The organism is Nonomuraea sp. NPDC059007 (genome assembly GCF_042740555.1).
In the GTDB taxonomy this organism is placed as follows: domain Bacteria; phylum Actinomycetota; class Actinomycetes; order Streptosporangiales; family Streptosporangiaceae; genus Nonomuraea.
In genome coordinates this window covers 164,570-187,180 of record NZ_JBHYJD010000007.1, presented here as the reverse complement: position 1 = coordinate 187,180, position 22,611 = coordinate 164,570, and the positions used below count along the sequence as shown (strand labels likewise).

Here is a 22,611-nt window from a genome sequence, read left to right as displayed (position 1 = left end):
GCCGGGCCGGGCCGCCGAACCCCAGGGGCGGCCCGGCCGTCGGTCCGAGGGAGGGATCGGTGGCCTCGGCATCCGGCGCGGCGGTCCTGCGATCGGCTCCGAAGGCGATCAGCGCGTCCAGGTACCCGGACCCCGCCGCTTCTCCGGGCGTGTCACCGGAAGCACGCCCGGAGAAGGTGTGGTCGGCCGAAACCCGCGCGGACGAGGCGCCGGAACCCCGGCCAGACGACGCGCCCCCGGTGGGGAAAGGGCCGGATAACCCGCTGATGGCCCCAAGGCCCGATGACACGCCGGTGGGCGCCGGGCTGGATGGCGCGCTGGTGGGCCCAAGGCCGGATGGCGCACCGGTGGGCGCCGGGCCGGGTGGCGCGCTGGTGGCCTCAAGGCCGGGTGGCGTGCTGGTGGCTCCAAGGGCGGGTGGTGCTGCGGTGGAGCTCGGGGTGGAGGGTGCGTCGGGGGAAAGGCTGGGGAACGCGTCCGTCGAGGTGAAGTCCGGGCCGAGAGGGAGGGGAATCCGGCCGGGGGCAGCCGCGCCCGCCCCCGGTCGGACCCCGGCCCCGGTCGCCGTCGTGGGGTCGGCGACCGGGGTGTTCAGGGGATCGGCCGCCCGCGCGTCGGCGTACGCCGCGTGCGTGGCGGTGAGGGCGCTCGGCGGCGGCGTGGCCAGGGCGGCGCCGTCGGCCAGGCGCGCGTGCGGGACGCCGCCAAGCCCGTGGGACTGCACGGGAAACCCGTCGGCCCGCCACCCCACCGTGTCCGGGGCCAGCGGCGAGGCGAGCGGCAACAGGTCCGACAGCGGCCCGCGCGGCGCCGCGATCGGCAGGTGGGTGAGCAGGGTGGCCGCGGGCATCCCCTTGGGCGCGGCCAGGCACGACACGCACCCGTACAGGTGCCGCCCCAGCCGGGCGCGGGTGCTGCGGCTGGGCGCGGCGGCCCACTCCGCCACCCGCCCGGCCAGCTGGGCGCACCCGTGGGCGGCCCGTGCCGCGGTCACCGCGGCCAGCCAGGTCTCCAGCCGCCACGCCGCCTCCCTGACGGTGGCGTCGATCAGGGATTCGGGCACGTCGAACAGCAGGGCGATCTCGGCGTGCGGCAGGCCGTGCCGTACCGAAAGATCGAGCAGTTCCCTGTACGGGCCGTCGAGCGCGATCAGCGCCTCGGGCAGCAGGTCGGACATGCGGCTGGAACGCGCCCACGACCCGGTGCTCGCCGGGTGCGAGGCGGCCCGCGCGGCGCGGTGCGCGCGGGCCAGCGCGTACAGCCAGGGGCGCAGCGCGGCCGGGTCGGTGACCTGGCCCGCGCACGCCGACGCGGTCAGCAACGTGCCCGCGGCGGCCAGCTCGGCGTCGGACTCGCCAAGCTCCGTCCTGCAGTAGTCGTACAGGTGAGGCCCGTAGTGCTCACACAGTTCGCGGGACACGTCTTCTCCTCCGGAGGGGCTAGCGGTGCAGTCGCTGGGCGACCTCGGTGGCCCAGTACGTGAGAACGATCCGGGCGCCGGCCCGGCGGATCGCGGTGAGGCTCTCCTCGATGGCCCGTTCGCGCTGCAGCCAGCCGTGCCCGGCGGCGGCCTCCAGCGCGGCGTACTCCCCGGACACCTGGTAGGCGGCGACGGGGACGTCGACCGCGTCGGCGACCCTGCGCACCACGTCGAGGTAGAGCCCGGCCGGTTTGACCATCACCAGGTCGGCGCCCTCCTCGACGTCGAGCTCGACCTCGCGCATCGACTCGCGGAGGTTGGCCGGGTCCTGCTGGTGGGTGGAGCGGGTGCCGACCAGCGACGACTCCACGGCGGTGCGGAAGGGCCCGTAGAAGGCGGAGTCGTACTTGGCGGCGTAGGCCAGGATGGGCACCCGCTGGTACCCGGCGGCGTCGAGCCCGGCGCGGATGGCGGCGACCTGGCCGTCCATCATGCCGCTGGGCGCCACGATGGTCGCGCCGGCGGCGGCCTGCGCGACGGCGACCCTGGAGTAGGCGCGCAGCGTCGCGTCGTTGTCGACGTCGCCGTCCGGGCCGAGCAGGCCGACGTGCCCGTGGTCGGTGTACTCGTCCAGGTTGATGTCGCCGATCACCACGGTGGCCTCGCCGACCTCGGCGGCGACGTCGGCGAGGGCGAGCTGGGCGATGCCCTCGGGGTCCCAGGCGCCGCGCCCGTCGGCGTGCTTGGCCGCGGGGACACCGAAGAGCATGATCCCGCCCACGCCGGCCTGCGCCGCGGCGGCGGCGGCCTTGCGCAGGCTCTCGCGCGTGTGCTGGACCTGGCCCGGCATGGAGGGGATGGGCCGGGGCTCTTCGATGCCCTCGCGGACGAACAGGGGCTGCACGAGGTCCGACGGGTGCAGCCTGGTCTCGGCGACGAGCGCGCGCAACGCCGCGGTACGGCGCAGCCGCCGCGGCCGGTCGGACGGGTAACTCATGGCCGTGCCCCCAGGATCCGCTCGGCGTGCTCCAGGACGACCGCGGGCGGGCGCCGGTTCCAGTAGCCGGCGTCGGCCCGGGCGGTGATGCCGAGGTCGCGCAGCCGTACGAGATGCTCGGCGGTCTTGACGGCCAGGCCGCCGGGGTCGATCACCGGCAGCCCGTGCAGGTCGCGGATGCCGAGGTGGACCAGGATCTCGTTGGGTATGCCCTCGGCGGGCACCAGCCACTGCGCGCCGGCCCTGGCCGCCCGCCGCGCGGCCGCCGTGTACGCGCGGACGAACGGGTCGAAGTCCTGGGCCAGCGCCCTGGTGACCACCGCCGCCCCGTTGTCGATCATCTCGTAGGCGGCCAGGGTGGCGCCGGCGGCCCGGATGTTGTCGGTGATCGGCTCGGCCAGGTGCGGGATGAAGCCGATCAGGCCCAGCCGGTGCCGCTCGTGGCGGGCGGCGTGCCAGGTGGCGTCGCCGTACCCGATGACGGGGATGGTGGCGCGCACGCGCGCGGCGGCGAGTCCGGGGTCCTGGCCGGCGCCGCTGATCCAGGCGGCGTAGCCGTCGCGCTCGGCGGCGCCGGCGGTGCGCGCGAAGTAGTCGCCGAACAGCAGGCCGAGCGGCCCGAAGCCGACCAGTTCCTCGGGTAGTTCGGCGGCGTAGGTCTGCGGCGGCAGGGTGTGGATCTCGATGGTGGTGCCGGGTCCGGCCACCTTGGACAGGTGCTCCGCGTAAAGCTTGTCGAGCAGCGGCGAGCGGCCCTCGACGGCGTGCTTCTGGAACCAGATTCGCATGTCAGGTGTGCCTCACGGGAAGGGGGACGGTGTCGAGCATGGAGGCCTTGGCCAGGTAGGCCCGGGTGGCCTCGCCGTCGGCGGCGATCGCGCGCAGCGCGGCCATGGCGGCGGGCAGCCGGGCGGCGTCGCCGTCCTGCACCCCCGCGACCCTGGCCTCGCTGGCCGGGATGACGTGGTCGACGAGGACGGCGCGGCGGCGGCGCGCCCAGCTCTCCAGCGCGGCAGGCGGCTGGTGTCCCCCGAGTACGTCGGCGAGTGTTCTGCCGAGGTCGACCGCGTCGTGGATGCCGGCGTTCATGTTGAGGCCGCCGGCGGTGGAGGTGACGTGCGCGGCGTCACCGGCGAACAGCACCCGGCCGTGCCGGAAGGAGGCGAGCACACCGCTGGCCAGGTCGTAGCGGTGCGTGCCGAGGATGTTCAGGTCGGTGAGGGCCAGGCCCGCCACCCGGCCGGGAATGGCCTCCCGGGGCGCGAGCCTGAGGATGATCCGCCAGTGGTCGGGCAGGCGGAGCAGGCTGCACGACTGGGCCGGATCGCGGACGTAGGTGAGCGGGGCCAGGCCCGGCAGCATCTCCTCCAGGCGCGAGCCCGTGAAGATGCGCAGCGCCTGGGTGGGGTAGCCGGACTGGGGGAACGGCAGGCCGAGCAGGGACCTGACGGTGCTGTGCGCCCCGTCGGCGCCGATCAGGTAGCGGGCGCGCTCCCATCCGCCCCCGGTCCTGACCCGTACGGCGGTGCCCGTGAGAGCCACCGCCTCGACCGGCGCCCCGAACCGGACCTCGGCATGCGCGTACGCGCCGAGTTCGCCCAGCAGCAGCGGCGTGAGCGCCGCCTGCTCGGCGTGCAGGCGGAACGGATGCGCGGTGAGCCCGGCCAGGCCCGCCATCCGCATCTCGGCCAGCACCGCGCCGGCAAGGTCGCGCCACTGCACCCGGTCCACGACCACGCCGCGCGCGACGAGGCCGGCCGCGACACCGAGCTCGTCCAGCAGGTCGAGCGTGGCCGGATGGATGGTGGAGGCGCGCGAGCGGGTGCCGAGCGCCGGCTCGCGCTCCAGCACGAGCACCGGCACCTCCGCCCTCGCCAGGGTGAGCGCCGCGGCCAGCCCGACCGGGCCGGCTCCGGCCACGATCACGGCGCTCACGTCGGCACCCGCTCGCCGTCACGGTGTTTCCTGCGGCCGAGCATGACCTGCTGGCCCGCGCTGGTCAGCGCCCACCACGCGCCGCACAGGTTGGAGGTCAGCACGACCCGGTCGTTGTCCTCGGCCAGCTTGCCGATCGCGCGGAGCGTGGGCATGCCGGTGCCGGTCAGCAGCAGGACGGCGTCGGGCGCCGCCCTGGCCTGCTCGATCTGGCCGACGAGCTCTTCGGTGGTCACCTCGTACGGCGCGAAGCGCTCGCCCGCCTTGACCGGGATCACCCTGGACACCCGCACCCCGGCCGCCGACCAGTACCGGTCGGCATGGTCGGTCAGCCACGGCTGGTACGGCGAGACCAGCGTGATCTCCCGCGTGCCCAGGTGTTCCAGCGCCCGCCGGGTGGCCTCGGTGGCCGAGGCGACCGGCAGGCCGAACTCGGCGCTGAGCTCTTCGCAGCGGCGCCGGTCGAGCTCGGGGCCGAGGAGATAGCGCGAGCCGCTGCAGGCCATGACCAGGGCGTCGAGCGGCAGGCCGCCGAACGAGCGGATCATGGCGGGCAGTGCCTCGTTGTAGGCGTCCAGGCGTTCGGCCAGTTGCAGGCCGGGCCGTACGGGGAAGCGGGTGACGTGCAGGTCCGCCCGCGCGCCCAGCAGGCGCGCGAACTCCGGCTCCACCGCCGGGTTGGCGGGCGGAACCACGACACCCACTCTGGTCACGATCTGCCTCCCGAGGGGTCGAGTGAGAAGAGCACGCGCAGCGCCTCCGCCAGGCCCGCGTCATGGGCCACACGCTGGCCGAGGTCGCCGCCGAGGAAGGCGTCCACCACCCGCTGGACGGTCCGGCCCACCTCGTCGCGGGCACGGGCGTCCAGTTCCGGGACGCGGGCGGACAGGCGGCGCAGCTCCGCGTCGCAGATCACGGCCGCCCGGGCGCGCAGTGCCATCACGAGCACCGTGCTGCCCCAGGAGGGCACCGGAGCGGTCCGGGGTAACAGCGTCGGGGCGGTCATCAGCAGCCCGACCACGACGCGGCGCGGATCGCCGCCTCGCGACGGGCACGGGCGTCCATCGGGGGCTCGGCGTCCACCTCGACCCGGGCGCCGCGGCCGAGCACCTCGCGGGCCGCGCCGCCGATCCGCGCGGCCAGCTCGTCCTGCTGCTCGCCGGTGAAGCCCGGCTCCACCGTGACGGTGAGCTTGCGGCGGGCGCTCACGACGCGCGCTCCAGAGCCTGGTCGATCACGTTGATGGCCAGGTCGGACACCTGTCGGATGTGGCGCAGCCGGTGGACGGTGCGCGCGGTCGCCGCCGACAGCGCGGGCATGTCGTCGGTGGGCGTCTCGTCGGGGTTCTGGTAGGGGTGCTGGTACGGCCGGCGGGGTTCGTCGTCGTCGTGCATGAAGTGCTCCTACGGGGGGTTCAGCGCTGGTCAGAGGGTTGCCGCTGCCCGGGGACGCCAGGTGGCCAGCCAACCCGGACTCCGGACGGATCGTGGATGCCGAACCTGGCCAGCTCCTCCTCGGCCTCGGCGCGGACCTGGATGAAGCTGGCGCGCAGCTCGGCGAGCAGGTGGCGCAGCATCGCCACCTCCTCTTCGAGGGCGAGCACTCCGGGCATGGGAGTCCGGCCGGCCCCGCGGGCGACCCGCACCAGCGCGGCCGTCCCGATGATGGCCGTGATCCCGAGGCAGGCGGTGAAGACGGAGGCGAACCCCGGGGCGGGCCCGCTCAGGAACGGGTGCTCGATCAGCACGGAGGCGGCGGCCACGCCGATGGCGCCGCCGAGCATCCTGGCCGTGTTGATCGCGCCGACCGCCGCCGCGTACTGGGTCGGTTCGGCGGCGATCGTGCCCGCGGTGAACGTTCCAGTCGACAGCAGGCCGAAGCCGCTGCCGAGCAGGACCGCGCCCAGCAGGCTCCACATCGTGGGCGACGGCTGGGCGAGCAGGAGCGCGCAGCCGCCGCCGAGGATCAGCGCCCCCAGGTAGATGACGCCGTTGAGGCTGAGCCGGCGGCTGGCCAGCGTGGCCATCGGGCTGGCCACGATCATCGCGATCGAGATCGGCGTCAGCCACCAGCCGATCTGTATGGTGTCGAACCCGCTTTCGCGCAGGTAGAGCGGACCTGTCGCGAGCACGATGAACGACAGCGCGCCGTAGAGGAACGACGCGCTGCCGCCCCACAGGAACCCGGGCCGCCGCCACAACCCCATGTCGATCGCCCCGGCCGGGTGCCGCCACGAGGTGGCCAGTGCCGCGCCGAGCAGCACCACCGCCGCTCCGGCGCAGATCAGTGTCCGGTCGGAGGTCCAGCCCCACACGTCGCCGCGGGAGACGGCGATCACCGCGCTGGCGATGGCGCCGACGAGGGCGAAGGCGCCGAGGATGTCGGGGAGGCGGCGATTGCTGCCGCGCGACCGTGGCAGGCGGATGGTGAGGCAGAGCAGCAGGCCCGCCAGGATCGCCCCGGGCAGGTACAGGCCGCGCCAGCCGTACGCCTCCATGAGCCAGCCACCACCGCCCTGCAGGGCGAGCGCGCCGATCCCGGAGGACGCGCCCCACAGCGCGACCGCCCCGGCGCGGCGCGCGGGAGGGAGCTCGCCGAGCAGCAGCCCCAGCGACGCGGGGAACATCATCGCGGCGCCCAGGCCCTCTGCGAGCCGCCCGGCGAGCAGAACGTGCCAGGCGGGCGCCAGGATCACCGCGGTGGCGCCGAGGCCGTAGATCAGGAGGCCGAGCGCGAGCACGCTGCGCCGGCCGAGCAGGTCGGCGAAGCGGCCCGCCGTCGCCAGCAGCGCGGCGACCGCCGCGAAGTTCCCCGTGCTCACCCACGTGATCTCGGCGAGGGGCAGTCCCGCCGTCATGGGATCGGCGCTCAGCAGCGGTACGGCCAGCGTCGTCGCCGTGCTGTCCGCCATGATCGCCACGACCGCGCCGGCGGCGACCAGGCGCAGCAGGACGTAACCACGGCGGGCGCGGTGGCGGTGCGGGCGCCGCCGCTTCCTGGGTTTCTTCTCGGCGGCCTTCTTGGCCGCCGGCGGGAGCGTGACGTGCTCACGGATGGGCGTGAGCGTCATTGGGGACTCCGATTGGGTACGGTCGCAGCGACCAGGCGCTCCGCGGTGCCCACCAGGCGGGTCTCGGGTTGCGGTTCCGGGGGAGGGGCGGTGAGTCCGGCCAGGGTGCGGATGGCGCGCAAGGCGATGTCCAGGTGTTCGGCGCAGCGCCGGCGCACGCGTTCCTCGAGGCCGGTCACCTGGGCGAGCCTGATCCTGAGCGGCTCGACGGTGGAGGTGCGTTCCAGGTCTCCGAGTACGGCGAGCCTGGCCGGCCAGCGCAGGTCCCGCGCCACGCGGTCCAGGGTCTGCGCGGCGATGTCGGCCGGGTCGGCGCCGGGCCGGCACAGCAGCCGGGCGGCGGTCCTGAGGGCCAGCGAGGCGGTCCTTTCGTGGTCGTCGAGCCGGTGTTCGAGCGCGTTGCGCAGCACACGGGCGCGGTGGTCGAGCGCGGGCGCGCTCCAGCCGAGCACGAGCAGCCGGTCGGAGCCGACCTCGGTATGCCATCCGGCCAGGCCGATCTCGCGGGCCATCCGGTGGTGGACGGCCCAGAGCCGGTCATGAGCGCACGAATCGGGCTCCGCCCACACCTGGACGCCGCCCAAGGGCAGGTCGGCGGTGCGTATCCGGGCTTCAGGACCGGCTATCCGGACGCAGATCTGCTGGATGGCGAGGGCCTGCGCGCCCTGTCCGGTCTGGTCTCTGACGAACCACGAGCTGCCCTGGATCACGACCCGGCCACCTCTCGTTGTTAAGTGGCAGTTATCAGATACGGTTTTGATAGTGCTCAGATGTGTTCTAGCGTGTCAACTGTCACTTTCGTCATGGGAAGATTACGCAGGTCAGGGGGCCTTCCTTTACGCTGTGGTCAGTCCGCTCCCGACGGGAGGTTTGGTGGCAAATTTCGCTGAGCGACTCGATCACGCGCTGAGCAAGCGCGGATACACGGGTGCTCAGGTGGCCGCCGCCCTGACGACCGCCGGCATCCCGATCACCAGGGCCTACGTCAGCCAGCTGCGCACCGGCAAGCAGACCAACCCGACGCTGCAGGTGCTCCAGGCCCTGGCCAGTTACCTTCAGGTGAGTGTCGGGTGGCTCCTCGGTGAGGACTATCTGGAGTCCGGGGCCATGCAGGACCTGCAGTTGCGCGCCGCCGCGATCGGCGCCTCCGCGTCAGGCCTGTCCGAGGGCTCGCTCGACCTGCTGCGCGACGTCGTCGACATCGCCCGCCGCGCCGAGGGCCTGCCCGCCAGGACCGCGACCAACGACCTGCCCGACGCCGCCAGGCTCAGCGACATCGCCGTGACCGCGCTCGCCGACCGCCTGCGCGGCCTGCGGGTGGCCGCCCGCATGTCGCCCGCCGACGTGGAGTTCGCGCTCGGCCGCGGCGTGGCCGCCGTCGCCGCGATCGAGGAGGGCAAGCTCGCCCCCGCGCCCGCGACCGTCGCCCGCATGCTCTCCCTGTACGGCGTGGCCGCCCCGCACCTGCGCGAGCACCTGATGACGCTGGCCAGAGGCGAACGCGAGCCGTCCTGGTACGACGCCAGCACCGTCTCGCCGCTCGCGGCCACCGCCTACGCCCTGGAGGAGCGGGCCTCGGTCATCAGGACCTACCAGACCCAGATCGTCCCGCCCCTGCTGCAGACCGAGCTCTACGCCAGGGCCGCCATCCAGGTGGCCGGGCTGGCCACGCCCGGCCTGACCTCCGTCGACGACGCCGTCCAGGTGCTGCTGACCCGGCAGGCGCTGCTGACCAGGCCCGACGGGCCCGTCTTCTGGGCCGTGGTCGACGAGAGCGCCCTCATGCGCTCGATCGCCGGGGAAGACGTTCAGGCGGCGCAGCTCGACGCGCTGATCCAGCACGCCAAGCGGCCCAACGTGTCGATCCACATCGCGCCGATCACCGACCCGGCGTACCTGCCGCGGACCGGGCCGTTCACGTTGTGGCGGTTCGCCGAGCCGTACGAGCCGGACCTGGCCTGCGCCCACTGGATCGAGTCCGACGAGCTGGTCACCGACACGACCTCGATCGAGGTCTACCACCAGGCGTTCGCCAAGCTCTCGGTGATCACCACGACCCGCGACGAGACGCTCGACCTGCTCTACGCCCACCGCCAGCGCCTCGGTCCCTGATCACGCTGCGTACATCGGCGCACCGGGTTTCGGGCAGGGGGCCCGCCGGGGCGCCGGAGGGGGCCGCGGAGCTTGTCCGGTGCGGGGCCCGCGTAAACAGGCCTGTCCGGTATGGGCGCGGCCCGCGCCGGGAGAGCTTCTACCAGGGGTTTTCCGAGACCCCTCTGAACGCCCAAACAAAAAAGAAGTATTTCCCGAAATAGCTATTGCCAGACCACGGCGATTATGGATCATTATTGACTTCGGTCACCGCGTGGGGTCAGGTGCCAACTTTCCCGTGATTGTTTGTGGCGAGGGGAAAGGGCCCACACTCAATGCGTCAACGCGCCATCCGAAACCTGGCCAATCTCGTAACAGAGAAAGCCACGCCGACCCGAGTCCTAGACGCGGCAGCCGGAGGAAAGAACAACTTCTTCGCTGACCGAGACGCCGTCCGCCGCTACGACAGCGCCGCCGCCGTGAGCGCTACCGCCGCCAGGGAAGTCCACGCTTTCCTGGCCCGAGTCATCCGCCATCTGTCGTCAGTGGGAACCGACCAGCACCTGGTGATCGGCAGCGGCGTCCCCGGCGGCCTGCCGGCCGGACGCCTCCTCCACGACGTCGCCCGAGCTCATCCGCTCACCCCCAGCGCTCGCGTGGTCTACGCCGAATCCGACCCGATGATCCTGGCCAACGCGCACGCGACTATCGAACCGATCACCGACCTGGTGCGCGTCGTCGAAGGAGAGGCCCGGGAGATCGACACGTTGCTCGGCGACCGGATCGTGAACACGTTCATCGACTGGGATCGGCCGGTGGGCATCCTGATCGTCTCGGGACACAGCATCCTGGACGACGAGGAGTTCAGATATGTGCTCAAACGCCTCGGACAGGCCGGGCCACCCGGCAGCCATCTGGGGCTCCTCCAGGCCACCCTTGACGGCATCCCCGCCGAGTTGTTGCCCGCCGTCTACGACCTGATCGCCATGACCCTGCCCGGCTACGCGACCCGCGACCGCGAACGCCTGGCAGCCGTCCTGGACGGTCTCGACCTGGTCGACCCCGGCCTGGCGTGGGTCTCGCAATGGCGTCCTGACGACCATTGCGGCCCCATTCCACCGGAGTCCTCGGGCAACTACGGGGCGCTGGCCGTCTTGCACTGAACACCGGCCGGGGGCGCGGCGCCCGCCGTACCCCCTGGCCGGCAGGAAGGAGGAGAGGCCCCTGGGGTCAGTCCCACCAGAACGACCAGGCATGGCCGCCGACCAGCTGCTCCGCGTAGCCGATCAGGTCGCCGGCCCCCTGCACCACGTTGTCCGGGCAGAACGTCCAGTGCTCGGCCGCCACGTGCAGGGCATGCTCGACGTCCCCGGGCGGCGCGGCCACGCTGAGTTCGAGGGTGTTGAAGCCTAAGCTCACCACACGGGCGCCGAAGCGGTCCTCCCAGCTGCGGATCACGGCGGCCAGCGGGACCATCCACTCGTTGTGGTGCAGCGCGCCCTGCCAGCCCATGACGGCCAGCGCGTCGGCGCCCCGGTCGACCGCGGCCAGGCCCATCGGCATGCCGCGCGCCGCCAGCTCGCCCGCGTACCAGTCGGCGACCGCGCCGGGCTCGGCCACCAGCACGCCGGGCGGCGCCAGCCCCGGGCAGAGCGCCCCGAAGGGCTCCAGCTCGCTCAGCGCCTCGGCCGGCACCTGCGCCACCCACTCCTGCCAGACCTCGGCCATGAAGCCCTCGGCGGTGAAGTGCTCGATCTGGCCGGCGTCGTCGGGCACCACCTGGCCCGCCGCCCACGCCTGGGCCGACTCGTCGAGCAGCACCGGCCATAACCCGCTGCGGGCGTGCTCGGCGCGGAAGGCCGACCACAGCGCGCCGCCGACGGGCTCCTCGCTCATCCAGAACGCCGGCCTGGACGCCTTCTGCGCGAACCCGGGATCGGGCCAGACCAGCTCGCCCGCGGGCATGCCGACGGCCAGGGTGCGCCCCATGCCGCCGTCGGTGAACAGCTGGCGCAGCTCCTGTGGCAGCCGCAGATCATTCACGCCCATCGACGGAGATGGTAGTGCCGAACGCCGACATCGCTTCGAGCGGCAGGACATTTGTCCTGGGCGATCCTGGATCGACGTTCCTTCCGGCGGAGGTGCGGAGATCGGCACCGTGGGGTGCATGAAGATTCTGCTCGCGGCAGCCGTACTGCTGACCGGATGCGCCGACGCGCGCACGGCGGCGGGCCCCGACCCGGCCATCATCGACACGGTCGTCACCACCGACAAGGGCGCGGTGCGCGGGAGGGAGGACGGGCAGCACCGCCTGTTCGAGGGGATCCGCTACGCCACCGCGCCCCGCTGGGACTCCCCGAGACCCACCGCGGCCTGGAAGGGCGTCCAGGACGCCACCAAGCCGGGCAGCCCGTGCCCACAGGTCGGGTCCGACTACGCCAAGGTCACCAGCGAGAACGAGGACTGCCTGTTCCTGAACGTCACCACCCCGGCCAGGAAGGGCGCCAAGCGGCCGGTCATGGTGTGGATCCACGGCGACGGCGCGCTCGGCGCCGGTCACTACTCCAACGCCAGGGCGATCGCCGCCGCGGGGGACGCGGTCGTGGTCACGATCAACTACCGGCTCGGGGTGTTCAGCGGGTTCGGCTACCCGGGCCTGCGCGACGGCGGCACCTACGGCCTGCAGGACCAGCAGGAGGCGCTGCGCTGGGTAGGCCGCAACGCGGCGGCCTTCGGCGGCGACCCCGGCAACGTGACGGTGTTCGGCATCTCCTTCGGCGCGCTGGCCATCGGCGGCCATCTCACCTCGCCGGGCGCCAAGGGCCTGTTCCAGCGTGCCGCCATGCAGAGCGGCGAGACCATGATGGACATGCCCGCGGGCAGCATGATCCCCGGCCTGGAGGCCCAGCCGTCCTACGCCTGGCGCCCGGCGGCCCAGATCGAGGCGGTCGGCCAGATCTACGCCAAGCAACTCGGCTGCGCCGACCTGGCCTGCCTCAAGGGCCTGCCGGTCAAGAAGATCCTCGCCGTCCCGCAGATCATGAACGTCTTCCAGTCCTACGCCTACGGCAACGCCGTCCTGCCCGAGATCCCCTCCAAGGCCATCGAGAAGGGCCGCTTCCACCGCGTACCCGTGCTGGCCGGGGCCACCAAGGACGAGCACCGCATCTTCGCCGCCATGCGCGGCAAGATCGCCTACCCGCAGGCGCTGAAGGAGACGTTCGGCGAGCGCACGGCCGAGGTCGCCAAGGAGTACCCGCTCAAGAGGTACGGCAAGCCCGCCGTGGCCTGGGCCGCCGTCATGACCGACCGCGTGTGGGCCCGCAGCACCCACGCCCAGAACACCCTGCTGGCCAGGCGGACCCCGGTCTACGGCTTCGAGTTCGCCGACCGGGACGCGCCGATGTTCCTGCCCATCAAGGCCGATTTCGACCTGGGCGCCTACCACGCGGGCGACCTGCCGTACCTCTTCCCCGAGAAGGGCGTGAAGCTGAGCCCGGCCCAGAAGAAGCTCTCCGGCCAGATGCTCTCCTACTGGACGAACTTCGCCCGCACCGGCGACCCGAACGGCGCCGGCCTGCCCGCCTGGCCCAAGCTCAAGGGCGGCACCCTGTCGCTGGAGCCGGGCAGGATCCGCCCCATCGACTACGCCGCCGAACACCGGCTGGCGTTCTGGAACTAGCGTGGACCCATGACCGTGCGCGTGCTGATCGCCGAGGACCAGGGCATGATGCGCGACGCCCTGGCGCTCCTGCTCGGCCTGGAGGACGACCTGGAGATCGTGGCCCAGGTGCCGACGGGCCCGGAGATCGTCGCGGCGGCCCTGGAGCACGCGCCGGACGTGGCGCTGCTGGACATCGAACTGCCCGGCCGCAGCGGGCTGGAGGTCCTGCCGGAGCTGCGGGCGGCGCTGCCCGGCTGCGCGGTGCTGGTCCTGACCACCTTCGCCCGGCCCGGGTACCTGCGCAGGGCGATGGAGGCGGGCGCCGCCGGCTTCCTGGTCAAGGACGGGCCGGTGGAAGAACTGGCCGCGGCGATCAGGCGGGCGGTGGCGGGGGAGCGGATCGTCGACCCGGCGCTGGCCGCCGCCGCCCTGCACGCCGGGCCAAGCCCGCTCACCGACCGCGAGCGCGACGTGCTGGCCGCCGCGCTCGACGGCGCCACCATCGCCGACGTGGCCGCCCGGCTGCACCTGTCGGAGAGCACGGTACGCAACCACCTGTCCTCGGCCATCGGCAAGACCCACACCAGGAACCGGATCGAAGCGGCCCAGCTGGCACGGCACAATGGGTGGTTGTGACGACCTTTGACGCGGTACTGAGTGACCTCGATGGAGTCCTCCGGATCTTCGACGAGGCCGCCCAGGCCGACATCGAGGCCCGCTACGGCCTGCCCCTGATCAAGACCGCGTTCCGGTCCGACCTCATCCTGCCCGCCACGCTGGGCCGGATCACCGAGCGGCAGTGGGTCGAGGCCGTCGCCGCCGAGCTGGGCGGCCACGAGCGGGCCAGGCAGGCCGTGGAGGAGTTCGCCGAGGTGCCGTTCTGGGTCGACGAGGAGGTCAGGGCGGTGCTGGCCAAGGTCCAGGAGCGGATGCCGCTGATCATCGTCACCAACGCCATGGACAGCCTCGATGCCCACCTCGACCGGCTCGGCCTCACCTACTTCGCCGACGCCGTGGTCAGCAGCGCCAAGGTCGGCCACGCCAAGCCCGGCCGGCGCATCTACGAGATCGCCGCCGAACAGGCCGGGGTGGCGCCCGAGCGCTGCCTGTTCATCGACGACCGGCTGGAGAACGTCGAGGGCGCCCGGGCGATCGGCATGACCGGCATCCACTACCGGGGCATCGCGGACCTGGCGCCGCTCACGCGCTAGCCATGTCGAAGAAGCGCCGTTCCAGGGCGACCGCCCGCCGGAAGACCGCGAGCACCTCGTCCCTGCGCCGCTCGCCGAGCTCGGGCCCGAGCCGGTCGAGCTCCCCGCGCAGGAACCCCACCCAGGCGCGGAAGTCCGCACCTTCGTGCAGCTCGATCCACTCCCGGTGCACGAATCCCTCCGGCAGCGGCTCCTTCGCCCGCGCCGCCCAGTCGAGATAGCTCCACTCCGCCACGCACAGCACCGCCGCGATCAGCGGATAGTCCTGCGCGGTCCTGACCTCGTCCATCAGCGCCCGGAACTCGGCCGTGACCGGCTCCGGCGCCGCGTCCGTGCTGCCGTTCAGCTCCGCCAGCGCCCGGTGGAAGTAGGTCTTCTCCTCCGTGGTGGCGACCTGTCCCAGGAATTTCCCGTACGGCACGCGGGCCGCGAACGTGTCCGCGCTCGCCACGGCCGCCCCGAGCAGGGCGGTGAAGGAGTCGACGAACAGGAAGTCCTGCTCCAGGTAGTGCCGCATGTCGGCGGTGCCGTTCGTGATGGCGGCGGCGAACGGGTGCCCGGCCACCGCCTCCCATTCCTCGGCGCACTGGGCGCGCAGCCACGTACTGAAGGCTTCATCACTCATGCCGCGACTCTAGACACCCATTGCGCGCGGACGCCTCGGGGGACGCGCGAACCCCGCCGCGGCCGGGGCCCGGCCGGGCGGGGTGTGCGGCGCGTGCAGAACTCCGTACCAGAGGAGATCACCGCCGCGGCGCGGGCCGCGCCGCCCGCGCCGGGCTGGAGAAGGACCTAGTAACCACCTCCCGTCGTCTTCGTCGGCTTCGGAGTGGGATCGCCGGCGGGCGCGGGTGTGGCGGGGCGAGAGCCCGCCGGCCGGAGAAGTCCGATCAGGCCGTGCTTGGCGCCGTCGATGCCCGCCGCGAACCACACGGCGTTCTCGCCGCCCGTGGCCGCGGTGCCGGGCTCCAGGTCCCACAGACCGGGCAGGACGACGGGGCGGCCGTTCGCGCCGCGCAGCGCGCCGAGGTGGCGGCCGCTCCTGAAGGCGTGCACGGTGCCGTCGCCGAAGTTGCCGACCAGCAGCGATCCGGCCAGGGCGCCGAAGCCGCGCGGTGCCGTGGTGATCGCCCACGGGGCGTTGAGCGGGCCGCGCCCGATGCGGCCGGTGAGCCTGCCGTCAGGGCTGAACCGGCTCAGGAAGCCCTTGCCGCGCCCGGGGACCGCCTTGCCGGTCTGGGGGTCGCGCAGCGCCGAGGCGACCCACACCGAGCCGTTGGCGACCGCCACGTTGAACGGGTGGTAGTTCCGGGGCAGGGCCCGGTCGCGGAACTGCGAGCGGCCGAGCCGTACCCGCTCGAAGTCCTCGTTGAAGGCGTGGATACGGCCACCGGCGAAGTCGGCGGCCAGCAGGAACGAGCCGTCGTCGCCGTCCAGCATGGCCAGGCCCTTGTAGTCGGCGCCCCGGGTGAACGCCGCGATGATCGCGTTGGCGGGGTCGGCCTCGGCGTTCCAGCCGGTGATGGCGCCGCTCGGGCTGGCGAAGATGAAGGTGGCGGGCTTGCCCTTGACGGTGAAGCCCTCGCCGGTGTTGACGACCTGGCCGGTGGGCGCGCCGCCGGGGACGGCGACCTCGGTCTTCTCCTTGGCGCCGTTGCCCGAGTAGACGGTGGCGGTGCCGGTCCCGGTGTTGGAGACCCACAGGGTCTTGCCCATGGCCAGGCCCCAGGGGTTGACGACCTTGGGATCGGTGACGGCGGCCTTGCCACGGACGTCGGAGACGAGATTGACGACGTCGAAGCGGTTGCGGGGAGTGGTGGATTGCGCCGGGGTGGTGAGGGTAGCTCCCAGCACGACCGCGACAGCACCGAGCGTGATGATGCCGCGTCTATGGGGGTGCCGCATCCGTGCCTCCTTGATATGCGCTTGTGACGCGAGATACGCGGGAGGCTGGAGACTGGTTCATCGCTCGCTAGGACCGGGAATGGGACAGACATGGAAGTTTTGGGCATTGATATCGGCGGCTCGGGGATCAAGGGCGCACCGGTGGACGTCACCGCCGGGCGCCTCACGAAGGAGCGCCTGCGCATCCCCACGCCGCAGCCCGCCAAGCCCGCCGCCGTCGCCGCGACCGTGGCCGAGATCGTCGAGCACTTCGCCTGGACCGGTCCGGTCGGCGTGACCTTCCCCGGCGTGGTGATGGACGGCGTGGTCAAGACCGCCGCGAACGTCCACCACTCGTGGGTCGGCGTCAACGCCTCGGAGTTGTTCGACGGCGCCCGGGTGATCAACGACGCCGACGCCGCGGGCCTGGCGGAACTCGCCTTCGGAGAGGGCCGGGGACGGAAGGGGACCGTCCTGATGCTGACGTTCGGCACGGGGATCGGCAGCGCCCTGTTCATCGACGGCACGCTCGTGCCCAACACCGAACTAGGCCACCTCGAACTGCACGGCAAGGACGCCGAGCACCGCGCCTCCGACCGCGCCCGCGAGGAGCACGACCTCGGCTGGAAGGACTGGGCGGAACGCGTCGAGACCTACCTGAAGCACGTGGAGATGTTGTTCTCGCCCTCGTTGTTCATCATCGGCGGCGGCGTCAGCAAGAAGGCCGACAGGTTCCTGCCGCACGTGAAGATCGACACCCCGATCGTGCCCGCCGCGCTGCAGAACGAGGCGGGCATCATCGGCGCCGCCCTCACCTGCGCAGGCGGGCCGCACGCTCCCGCGTGAGCGGATGGCCGGGCGCCAGCAGCAGGGCCGTCTCCATGGCGGCCGCCGCCTCCTCGTGCCGTCCGAGCCCCGCGAGGGCCAGCGCCCGCGCCGAGTGGGCGTCCGCCTCGTCCTCCGGGTTCAGGCCGGAGGCCAGGGCCCGGTCGAGGTCGGCGAGAGCCCTGGCGTACAGGCGCAGGTCGACGCGGGTCTGACCGCGGCCGGACAGCGCGCGGGCGGTCGCGGCGGCCTCGGCGCCGGGGCGCGCCGTGATCGCCTGCGCGAACTCCGCCTCCGCGTCCGCCGGCGAGCCCAGCCGCCACAGCGCGAAGCCGAGGCCGGTCCTGGCCTCGACGTCGGTGCGGTTGATCTCCACGGCCTGCCGGTAGAGGTCCGCCGCCGCCCGGTGGTCGCCGCTGGTGGCCACCACGTTGGCCAGCGCCGACAGCGACCGCGCCGTGGAGACCCGGTCGGCCAGCGACTCGAAGCCGTTGAGCGCGCTCCTGAAGCTCTCCCTGGCCGCGTTCAGGTCGCCCTCCACCAGCGCGATCTCGCCGTGCAGCGCCATGGCCTGCGCCTGCCTGCGGGTGTCTCCCTCCTCCTGGTAGCGGCTGGCGGCGACGGAGGCCAGGCGGCGGGCGCCGGTGAAGTTGCCCTCGCCGAAGGCGGCCGCGGCGGCCTCGGTGAAGACACCGGCGTCGGCGGGTATCCCGGCCGGCCCCGCCTCGGCGAACCCGTCGTCGCCGGCCCGCCGTACGACCTCGATCATCTGGTCCTGCCCGAGCTGGTACCACGTGCCGCGCAGGCGTGTCGTCGCGGTCAGCAGGTGCCGGGCGACCAGGGCGTCGGCGAGCTCGTTGCGCATGTCGGCCGTTCTGGTCAGCCCGCGGAGTTTGGTGTCGCGGGTGCCGTACTCGGTGATGAACGCCGACTCCACCCACGCGCGCACCTTCGCCACGGGGACGCCGGTCTCCAGGCCCGCCTCCTCGGTGGCCCGCCGGTAGAAGGCGCTCAGCGCCTGGGCGACGCCGGGGATGCCGGTCAGGCCGGGATCGGCCCAGCTCTCGGCGCAGACGATCTGCAGGTGCAGCGGCTCGACCAGGGGCTCCTCCACGGTGACGACGTTGCCCAGCAGGTCGGCGTGGGTGCTGGTGCGCAGCCGGTCCACGAGCGCGCGCGTCTCCTCGTCCGGCAGTTCCCTGCCGGTCCCACGCCTTGGTCCCTGTACGGCTTCCGCCGCCGCCCGCTCGTCGAGCCCGTAGAGCTGCCGGTAGTTCGGGAGCACCCCGAGCAGGGCCTCGCTGGCTTTGACCGAGGCGAGATGGTCGTCGCGCACGACCAGCAGCAGGTTGAGCGAGGGGATGTCGGCCAATGCCCCGGCGAGCTGGCGCAGCAGGCCCTCGCGCTCGGCCACCCGGGTCGGGAAGGCGCTGTAGACCTCCTCGAACTGGTCGACGGCCGCCAGCAGCCGCCCGCTCGGCGGCATCCGGGTGACCCGCCCGGCCAGGAACTCCGTGACGGTGGTGCCCGGCGAGGCCGGCGCTCCCCAGTCGCTGAGCACCGAGTAGACGAAGGCGTTGTGCCCGGCGGCGACCGCGCGCGGTGGCGCGGGCGGGGCGAGGCGGCTCGGGCGCAGCGTGACGACGTGCGGCTCCTGTTCCAGGAGCGGCAGGATGCCCGCCTGCAGCAGTGAGGTCTTGCCCACCGCCGGCGGCCCGTGCAGTACGGTGACGCGGTCGGCCAGCCAGTCGAGGGAGAGGTTGCGGGCCTGGACCCGGCGGCCGAAGAAGAGGCCCGCCTCGGAGCGCAGGAACGGGCGTGGACCGACGTAGGGCGAGTCGTTCATCACGTCCCTCTCAGCCGCGAGTCGAGCATGGCGGTGAACTCCTCCAGTGACATCCAGAAGATCTCGATCTGCTGCCGGCCCAACCGCTTGTCTAGGTATTCGCGCACCGCGGCCCTTCGTTTCACCCGCGGATCGAGCTGGAGGCACACGTGGCTGCTGCGCTGCCCGTCGGGCATGGCGATCATGAGCGACTTGAAGAGCGTCCAGAAGGTCGAGTCGCGCAGGCTGTAGCCGAGGAAGAGCAGCGGCGCGCGGCGTAACCGGGTGCGGACGTAGGACGGCACGATGGCCGCCCTGTCGCCCTCAGGGGTCAGGCTCTTGTCCCGCCCGTCGCGGGCGTGACGGACGTGGAAGTCGATGTAGTCGTCCTCGGTCAGCACCATCGAGTGCGGGATGGAGTGGTGGCCGTGCAGGTGGAAGACGAGGGGACGCTCGGCCGTGGGGTCGTCGGCGGGCAGGGGCGGCCGCCGGTCGTCGTCATCGTCCATCCCGGAGGAATACCACGGACTAACATTCCAGGTCGGTCTTTTACCAGCTCGTTGCAGCGCCTCCACCATGAAATCGTCGTAGTTCGTCGTCAGATATAGAGGAAGATCGCAACGTGCCAAGATGTGGTGGATATCAAGCTGATCGGTAGTTAACGTGACTTGCGAGAAAACTGTCCGGTGGAGTGCCCGTTTGAGTTGGTTTGCATCGTGATTGAACGCCATCACAACTGCATACTGCATGACGCTGGACAGGTTGTCGGCGTCATGGTACGGATAGCGGACTTGTTCGGCCCAGTCCTTGGCCAGCGCCGCGCCCGTGGGCAGGCCCTGGCTCGCGCCCGCACCCAAGAAAGGGACACACTCTTTCTCCTTAATTGACTTAACCAGATTCTCCCAGCCTCTAGTGCTCTGCACGTTCCCTGCCGTTCTGGTCCAGGTGGAATCTTCAGTAATCCGGATGGAACGGCGTGAGTCAACGGCCAGGAAAAACGCCATATCTCCTCGGCGGCGGGCAGTCTGGAAGCAAGAAGTCCTCGCCTACCATTGAAGCTTGACAAGGTGAGGCGTTCAATGCGTACAAATCCCCATTCGTGGGACATATCTCCGGTTTGAATATGAGCAGGGAGCGATCGGCGTGACACTAGGGGCGTCCGAGGGCGGAGCGAGATCCCGCGTCACCGCATGGGGCAAGGAAATCCCTTTCCGTAACCCCAACTTCACCGGGCGTATCGCCGAGATCGAGGAACTGAGACGCGGCCTGGCCCGGGAGAGCGCGGCCGTGATCGACCAGCCGCCCCAGGCACTGTTCGGTCTCGGCGGCGTCGGCAAGACCGAGATCGCGGCCGAGTACGCCCACCGCCACCGCGGCGACTACGACCTCGTCTGGTGGATCCGGTCGGAGCAGGAGACCGCCGTGGTCAACGGCCTGGTCGCGCTCGGCCGCCGGATGCAGCCCCCCGGCTTCCGCGCCGAGGAGCGCGACTACTCGGCCCAGCTGGTGATCGAGGCCCTGGAGAAGGGCGAGCCGTACGGCGACTGGCTGATCATCTTCGACAACGCGAACAACGCCGGGATGATCTCGGAGTACATCCCGCGGGGGCGAGGACACGTGATCATCACCTCGCGCGACTCCCACTGGCGCAAGGCGCTGGGCGTCTCGGGGATCGAGGTGGGGGAGTTCACCCCCGACGAGACGGTGGAGTTCCTGAGCAAGCGGGTGCCCGCCCTCGCCGGCCGCGGGGCCGAGGCCGCCACGCTGGCCGCCGAACTCGGGCACCTGCCGCTGGCCGCCGAGCACGCCGCCGCGTACATGAACGAGACCGGGACCTCCGCCGCCGAGTACCTGACCAAGCTGCGCGACAACGCGCACGAGCTGCTGGCGCGGGAGGTCGACATCCCCTACCCGCTCGCCGTGGCCGCCACCTGGGGCGTCTCGCGCGACGCCATCTCGCCGGAGGCCGACACGCTCTTCCAGGTCATGGCGTTCTTCGCGCCGGAGCCGATCGCCGAGGAACTGCTCGCGCAGCCCGCCAAGGCCGGTGACCTGCCCGAGGAGCTCGGCCGGGTGCTCGGGGACGTCGGCGAGCTCAGGCAGGCCGCCCGCCAGCTCGCCCGCTTCTCCCTGGCCAAGATCGACGGTGTGCTCAACGCCGTGCAGATGCACCGCGTGGTCCAGGCCGTGACCCGGAGCCGCCTGACGCGCGAGGACCCGGAGCAGGCCGAGCGGTTCCGCCATGCCGTACACCTGCTGCTGGCCGGATCCGATCCCGGCGCGCCCGGACTCGACGAGAGCGACCCCCTCTACGAGCGCTCGCGCAGCCACATCGTGCCGTCGGGCGCCGTCGAGAGCGCCGACGCCACCGTCCGGCAGCTGATCATCAACCAGGTGCGCCGCCTGCACCGACGCGGCGGCTTCTTCGAGAGCCTCTCGCTCGGCGAGCTGGCCCTGGACGAATGGAAGCTCCGCTTCGGGGAGAACGACCGGCACACGCTCGCGCTGGCCATCGAGGTCGGCAAGGCCACCCGGCTGAGCGGCCACTGGGAGCGCGCCTACGCGCTCAACCTCGAAACGCTCGAACGGCTGCGCACCTTCGGCGAGGACGACCAGACCTACCTGGCCTGCGCCCTCAGCCACGGCGTCGACCTGTGCATGATGGGCCGCTACCAGCAGGCGCTCGACAACGACCTCGATCTGCTGCCGCGCTACGAGCGGGTCTTCCGCCCCGAGCACGAGTTCACGCTCCAGGTGCGCAACAACATCGCGATCAGCCTGCGCTGCCTGGGCCGCTTCGAGGAGGCCCTGGAGCACGACCGGATCGCGCTGACCATGCGCGAGAACATGTTCGGGCCCCAGGAGGACCAGACCCTGACCTCCCGCTTCGCCGTGGCCCGCGACCTGCGCCGCATGGGCAGCTACGAGCAGGGCCTGGACATGATCAGGGACGTCGACCAGCTGCTCGTGCGCATGAACGCCCCCTGGGACGCGCTGCGCGTGTTCACCGCGCTCGACCTGGCGATCGCGCTGCGCCGCGTGGGCTTCCACCAGCAGGCCGCCGCCCAGGCCGAGGAGACCCTCACGACGCAGATCGCGTCCAAGGGGCCCGACCACAGGATGACGCTGCTGGTGTCCACGAACGTCATCAACGACCGCCGGTTGATCGACGACCTGGCCGGAGCCCAGGCGCTCGGCGAGCAGACCGTCGCCGGCTGGGTGAAGGCGGCGGGCGACGACCACCCCAACACGCTGTCGGCCCGCGCCAACCTCGCGGTCGTGATGCGGGTACGCGGCAACCCGCGCGCCGCCCGCGAACTGAACGAACAGGCACTCGCCGGGTTCCGCCGCCACTTCGGCGACGACCACACCAGCACGCTGGTCGTCATGCACAACCTCGCCAGCGACCTGGCCATGATGGGCGCGGTGCGCCAGGCTCGCGAGCTGGGCGAGGCGGCCTATGAGGGCCATCGGCGGGTACGCGGCGGGTTCCACCCCTGCACGCTGGCCACCGGGGCCAACCTCTCCGTCGACCGGCTGGCCGACGGCGACGAGGAGGGCGCCGCGCGGCTGCGCGAGGAGATCCTGGCGGCCTACGCCGAGACGCTGTCCATCGAGCACCCCGAGGCCCGCCTGGCCGCCCAGCAGGGCCGGATCAACCTCGACGTGGAACCGATGATGAGCTGAAC

The 22,611-nt window shown here is 72.2% G+C and carries 21 protein-coding genes and 1 pseudogene; 7 read left to right on the top strand and 15 right to left on the bottom strand.

What is annotated here, in order from left to right:
- The 10 genes and pseudogenes from ACFWY5_RS13980 to ACFWY5_RS13935 form a co-directional block, all read right to left on the bottom strand.
- Positions 1–1,420 (bottom strand): annotated as a pseudogene (locus ACFWY5_RS13980) (hypothetical protein); the annotation flags it as partial.
- A gap of 19 nt (positions 1,421–1,439) precedes the next feature.
- Positions 1,440–2,417, bottom strand: a complete 978-nt coding sequence (gene hemB / locus ACFWY5_RS13975; protein ID WP_379609604.1) for a porphobilinogen synthase — start codon at positions 2,415–2,417, stop codon at positions 1,440–1,442.
- Entirely contained in the window at positions 2,414–3,205 is a 792-nt protein-coding gene (locus ACFWY5_RS13970; RefSeq protein ID WP_379632067.1) for an aspartate/glutamate racemase family protein, read from the bottom strand. Before ACFWY5_RS13970 ends, hemB begins: the two co-directional genes overlap by 4 nt.
- Position 3,206: 1 nt before the next feature.
- Positions 3,207–4,352 carry an FAD-dependent oxidoreductase gene (locus tag ACFWY5_RS13965; RefSeq protein ID WP_379632065.1) on the bottom strand — a complete coding sequence of 382 codons (1,146 nt, stop codon included), beginning with the start codon at positions 4,350–4,352 and terminating at the stop codon, positions 3,207–3,209.
- Entirely contained in the window at positions 4,349–5,065 is a 717-nt protein-coding gene (locus ACFWY5_RS13960; protein ID WP_379609607.1) for a hypothetical protein, read from the bottom strand. The genes ACFWY5_RS13965 and ACFWY5_RS13960 overlap by 4 nt, the downstream gene beginning before the upstream one ends.
- A complete protein-coding gene (locus ACFWY5_RS13955) occupies positions 5,062–5,292 on the bottom strand; it encodes a hypothetical protein (protein ID WP_379609608.1) in 231 nt (76 codons plus the stop codon). Before ACFWY5_RS13955 ends, ACFWY5_RS13960 begins: the two co-directional genes overlap by 4 nt.
- Before the next feature lie 65 nt (positions 5,293–5,357).
- Positions 5,358–5,561, bottom strand: coding sequence for a hypothetical protein (locus ACFWY5_RS13950; protein WP_379609609.1), 204 nt, complete (start codon positions 5,559–5,561; stop codon positions 5,358–5,360).
- Positions 5,558–5,746, bottom strand: a complete 189-nt coding sequence (locus tag ACFWY5_RS13945; RefSeq protein ID WP_379609610.1) for a hypothetical protein — start codon at positions 5,744–5,746, stop codon at positions 5,558–5,560. Before ACFWY5_RS13945 ends, ACFWY5_RS13950 begins: the two co-directional genes overlap by 4 nt.
- Before the next feature lie 20 nt (positions 5,747–5,766).
- The gene (locus ACFWY5_RS13940; protein WP_379609611.1) at positions 5,767–7,422 is read right to left on the bottom strand and encodes an MFS transporter; all 1,656 of its coding nucleotides are present in this window, start codon (positions 7,420–7,422) and stop codon (positions 5,767–5,769) included.
- On the bottom strand, positions 7,419–8,132 hold the full coding sequence (locus ACFWY5_RS13935) for a hypothetical protein (protein WP_379609612.1): 714 nt from the start codon (positions 8,130–8,132) through the stop codon (positions 7,419–7,421). The genes ACFWY5_RS13940 and ACFWY5_RS13935 overlap by 4 nt, the downstream gene beginning before the upstream one ends.
- Positions 8,133–8,295: 163 nt before the next feature.
- Here ACFWY5_RS13935 and ACFWY5_RS13930 point away from each other — a divergent pair, with 163 nt between their 5' ends.
- Positions 8,296–9,534: a Scr1 family TA system antitoxin-like transcriptional regulator gene (locus ACFWY5_RS13930; protein WP_379609613.1), complete on the top strand. Its 1,239-nt coding sequence runs from the start codon at positions 8,296–8,298 to the stop codon at positions 9,532–9,534.
- 314 nt (positions 9,535–9,848) lie between these two features.
- Positions 9,849–10,676, top strand: a complete 828-nt coding sequence (locus ACFWY5_RS13925) for an SAM-dependent methyltransferase (protein ID WP_379609614.1) — start codon at positions 9,849–9,851, stop codon at positions 10,674–10,676.
- Positions 10,677–10,743: 67 nt separating this feature from the next.
- Here ACFWY5_RS13925 and ACFWY5_RS13920 read toward each other — a convergent pair whose 3' ends face one another.
- The gene (locus ACFWY5_RS13920) at positions 10,744–11,562 is read right to left on the bottom strand and encodes a DUF4253 domain-containing protein (protein WP_379632063.1); all 819 of its coding nucleotides are present in this window, start codon (positions 11,560–11,562) and stop codon (positions 10,744–10,746) included.
- 118 nt (positions 11,563–11,680) lie between these two features.
- On the opposite strand from ACFWY5_RS13920, the gene ACFWY5_RS13915 reads away from it, so the two are divergent.
- Genes ACFWY5_RS13915 through ACFWY5_RS13905 form a run of 3 tightly spaced genes read left to right on the top strand, consistent with a single transcriptional unit; the run spans position 11,681 to position 14,388 of the window.
- On the top strand, positions 11,681–13,195 hold the full coding sequence (locus ACFWY5_RS13915; protein ID WP_379632061.1) for a carboxylesterase/lipase family protein: 1,515 nt from the start codon (positions 11,681–11,683) through the stop codon (positions 13,193–13,195).
- 9 nt (positions 13,196–13,204) lie between these two features.
- Positions 13,205–13,813 carry a response regulator gene (locus ACFWY5_RS13910; protein ID WP_379609617.1) on the top strand — a complete coding sequence of 203 codons (609 nt, stop codon included), beginning with the start codon at positions 13,205–13,207 and terminating at the stop codon, positions 13,811–13,813.
- A complete protein-coding gene (locus ACFWY5_RS13905) occupies positions 13,810–14,388 on the top strand; it encodes an HAD family hydrolase (RefSeq protein WP_379609618.1) in 579 nt (192 codons plus the stop codon). Before ACFWY5_RS13910 ends, ACFWY5_RS13905 begins: the two co-directional genes overlap by 4 nt.
- Here the strand turns inward: ACFWY5_RS13905 and ACFWY5_RS13900 are convergent.
- Both ACFWY5_RS13900 and ACFWY5_RS13895 read right to left on the bottom strand, forming a co-directional pair.
- Positions 14,378–15,013, bottom strand: a complete 636-nt coding sequence (locus ACFWY5_RS13900) for a TenA family protein (protein WP_379609619.1) — start codon at positions 15,011–15,013, stop codon at positions 14,378–14,380. The genes ACFWY5_RS13905 and ACFWY5_RS13900 overlap by 11 nt on opposite strands.
- A 167-nt stretch (positions 15,014–15,180) precedes the next feature.
- Positions 15,181–16,293 carry a TIGR03118 family protein gene (locus ACFWY5_RS13895; protein ID WP_379632059.1) on the bottom strand — a complete coding sequence of 371 codons (1,113 nt, stop codon included), beginning with the start codon at positions 16,291–16,293 and terminating at the stop codon, positions 15,181–15,183.
- Positions 16,294–16,383: 90 nt separating this feature from the next.
- Here ACFWY5_RS13895 and ppgK point away from each other — a divergent pair, with 90 nt between their 5' ends.
- A complete protein-coding gene (ppgK, locus tag ACFWY5_RS13890) occupies positions 16,384–17,118 on the top strand; it encodes a polyphosphate--glucose phosphotransferase (protein WP_379632057.1) in 735 nt (244 codons plus the stop codon).
- Here ppgK and ACFWY5_RS13885 read toward each other — a convergent pair.
- Positions 17,084–18,943, bottom strand: a complete 1,860-nt coding sequence (locus ACFWY5_RS13885; RefSeq protein WP_379632055.1) for a tetratricopeptide repeat protein — start codon at positions 18,941–18,943, stop codon at positions 17,084–17,086. The two genes, ppgK and ACFWY5_RS13885, sit on opposite strands and share 35 nt — an antisense overlap.
- Positions 18,943–19,653 (bottom strand): SIR2 family protein, encoded by a 711-nt coding sequence (locus tag ACFWY5_RS13880; RefSeq protein ID WP_379632242.1) that lies wholly within the window; start codon positions 19,651–19,653, stop codon positions 18,943–18,945. Before ACFWY5_RS13880 ends, ACFWY5_RS13885 begins: the two co-directional genes overlap by 1 nt.
- A gap of 412 nt (positions 19,654–20,065) precedes the next feature.
- Between ACFWY5_RS13880 and fxsT the strand changes: the two genes are divergently transcribed.
- On the top strand, positions 20,066–22,609 hold the full coding sequence (gene fxsT / locus ACFWY5_RS13875; RefSeq protein WP_379609624.1) for an FxSxx-COOH system tetratricopeptide repeat protein: 2,544 nt from the start codon (positions 20,066–20,068) through the stop codon (positions 22,607–22,609).
- Positions 22,610–22,611: the final 2 nt, after the last annotated feature.

Coding starts and splice junctions, on each gene's coding strand:
- hemB (WP_379609604.1), bottom strand. CDS start 2,417: ATGAGTTACCCGTCCGACCGGCCGCGGCGGCTGCGCCGTACCGCGGCG.
- ACFWY5_RS13970 (WP_379632067.1), bottom strand. CDS start 3,205: ATGCGAATCTGGTTCCAGAAGCACGCCGTCGAGGGCCGCTCGCCGCTG.
- ACFWY5_RS13955 (WP_379609608.1), bottom strand. CDS start 5,292: ATGGCACTGCGCGCCCGGGCGGCCGTGATCTGCGACGCGGAGCTGCGC.
- ACFWY5_RS13945 (WP_379609610.1), bottom strand. CDS start 5,746: ATGCACGACGACGACGAACCCCGCCGGCCGTACCAGCACCCCTACCAG.
- ACFWY5_RS13940 (WP_379609611.1), bottom strand. CDS start 7,422: ATGACGCTCACGCCCATCCGTGAGCACGTCACGCTCCCGCCGGCGGCC.
- ACFWY5_RS13925 (WP_379609614.1), top strand. CDS start 9,849: ATGCGTCAACGCGCCATCCGAAACCTGGCCAATCTCGTAACAGAGAAA.
- ACFWY5_RS13920 (WP_379632063.1), bottom strand. CDS start 11,562: ATGGGCGTGAATGATCTGCGGCTGCCACAGGAGCTGCGCCAGCTGTTC.
- ACFWY5_RS13915 (WP_379632061.1), top strand. CDS start 11,681: ATGAAGATTCTGCTCGCGGCAGCCGTACTGCTGACCGGATGCGCCGAC.
- ACFWY5_RS13910 (WP_379609617.1), top strand. CDS start 13,205: ATGACCGTGCGCGTGCTGATCGCCGAGGACCAGGGCATGATGCGCGAC.
- ACFWY5_RS13900 (WP_379609619.1), bottom strand. CDS start 15,013: ATGAGTGATGAAGCCTTCAGTACGTGGCTGCGCGCCCAGTGCGCCGAG.
- ACFWY5_RS13895 (WP_379632059.1), bottom strand. CDS start 16,293: ATGCGGCACCCCCATAGACGCGGCATCATCACGCTCGGTGCTGTCGCG.
- ppgK (WP_379632057.1), top strand. CDS start 16,384: ATGGAAGTTTTGGGCATTGATATCGGCGGCTCGGGGATCAAGGGCGCA.
- ACFWY5_RS13885 (WP_379632055.1), bottom strand. CDS start 18,943: ATGAACGACTCGCCCTACGTCGGTCCACGCCCGTTCCTGCGCTCCGAG.
- ACFWY5_RS13880 (WP_379632242.1), bottom strand. CDS start 19,653: ATGGCGTTCAATCACGATGCAAACCAACTCAAACGGGCACTCCACCGG.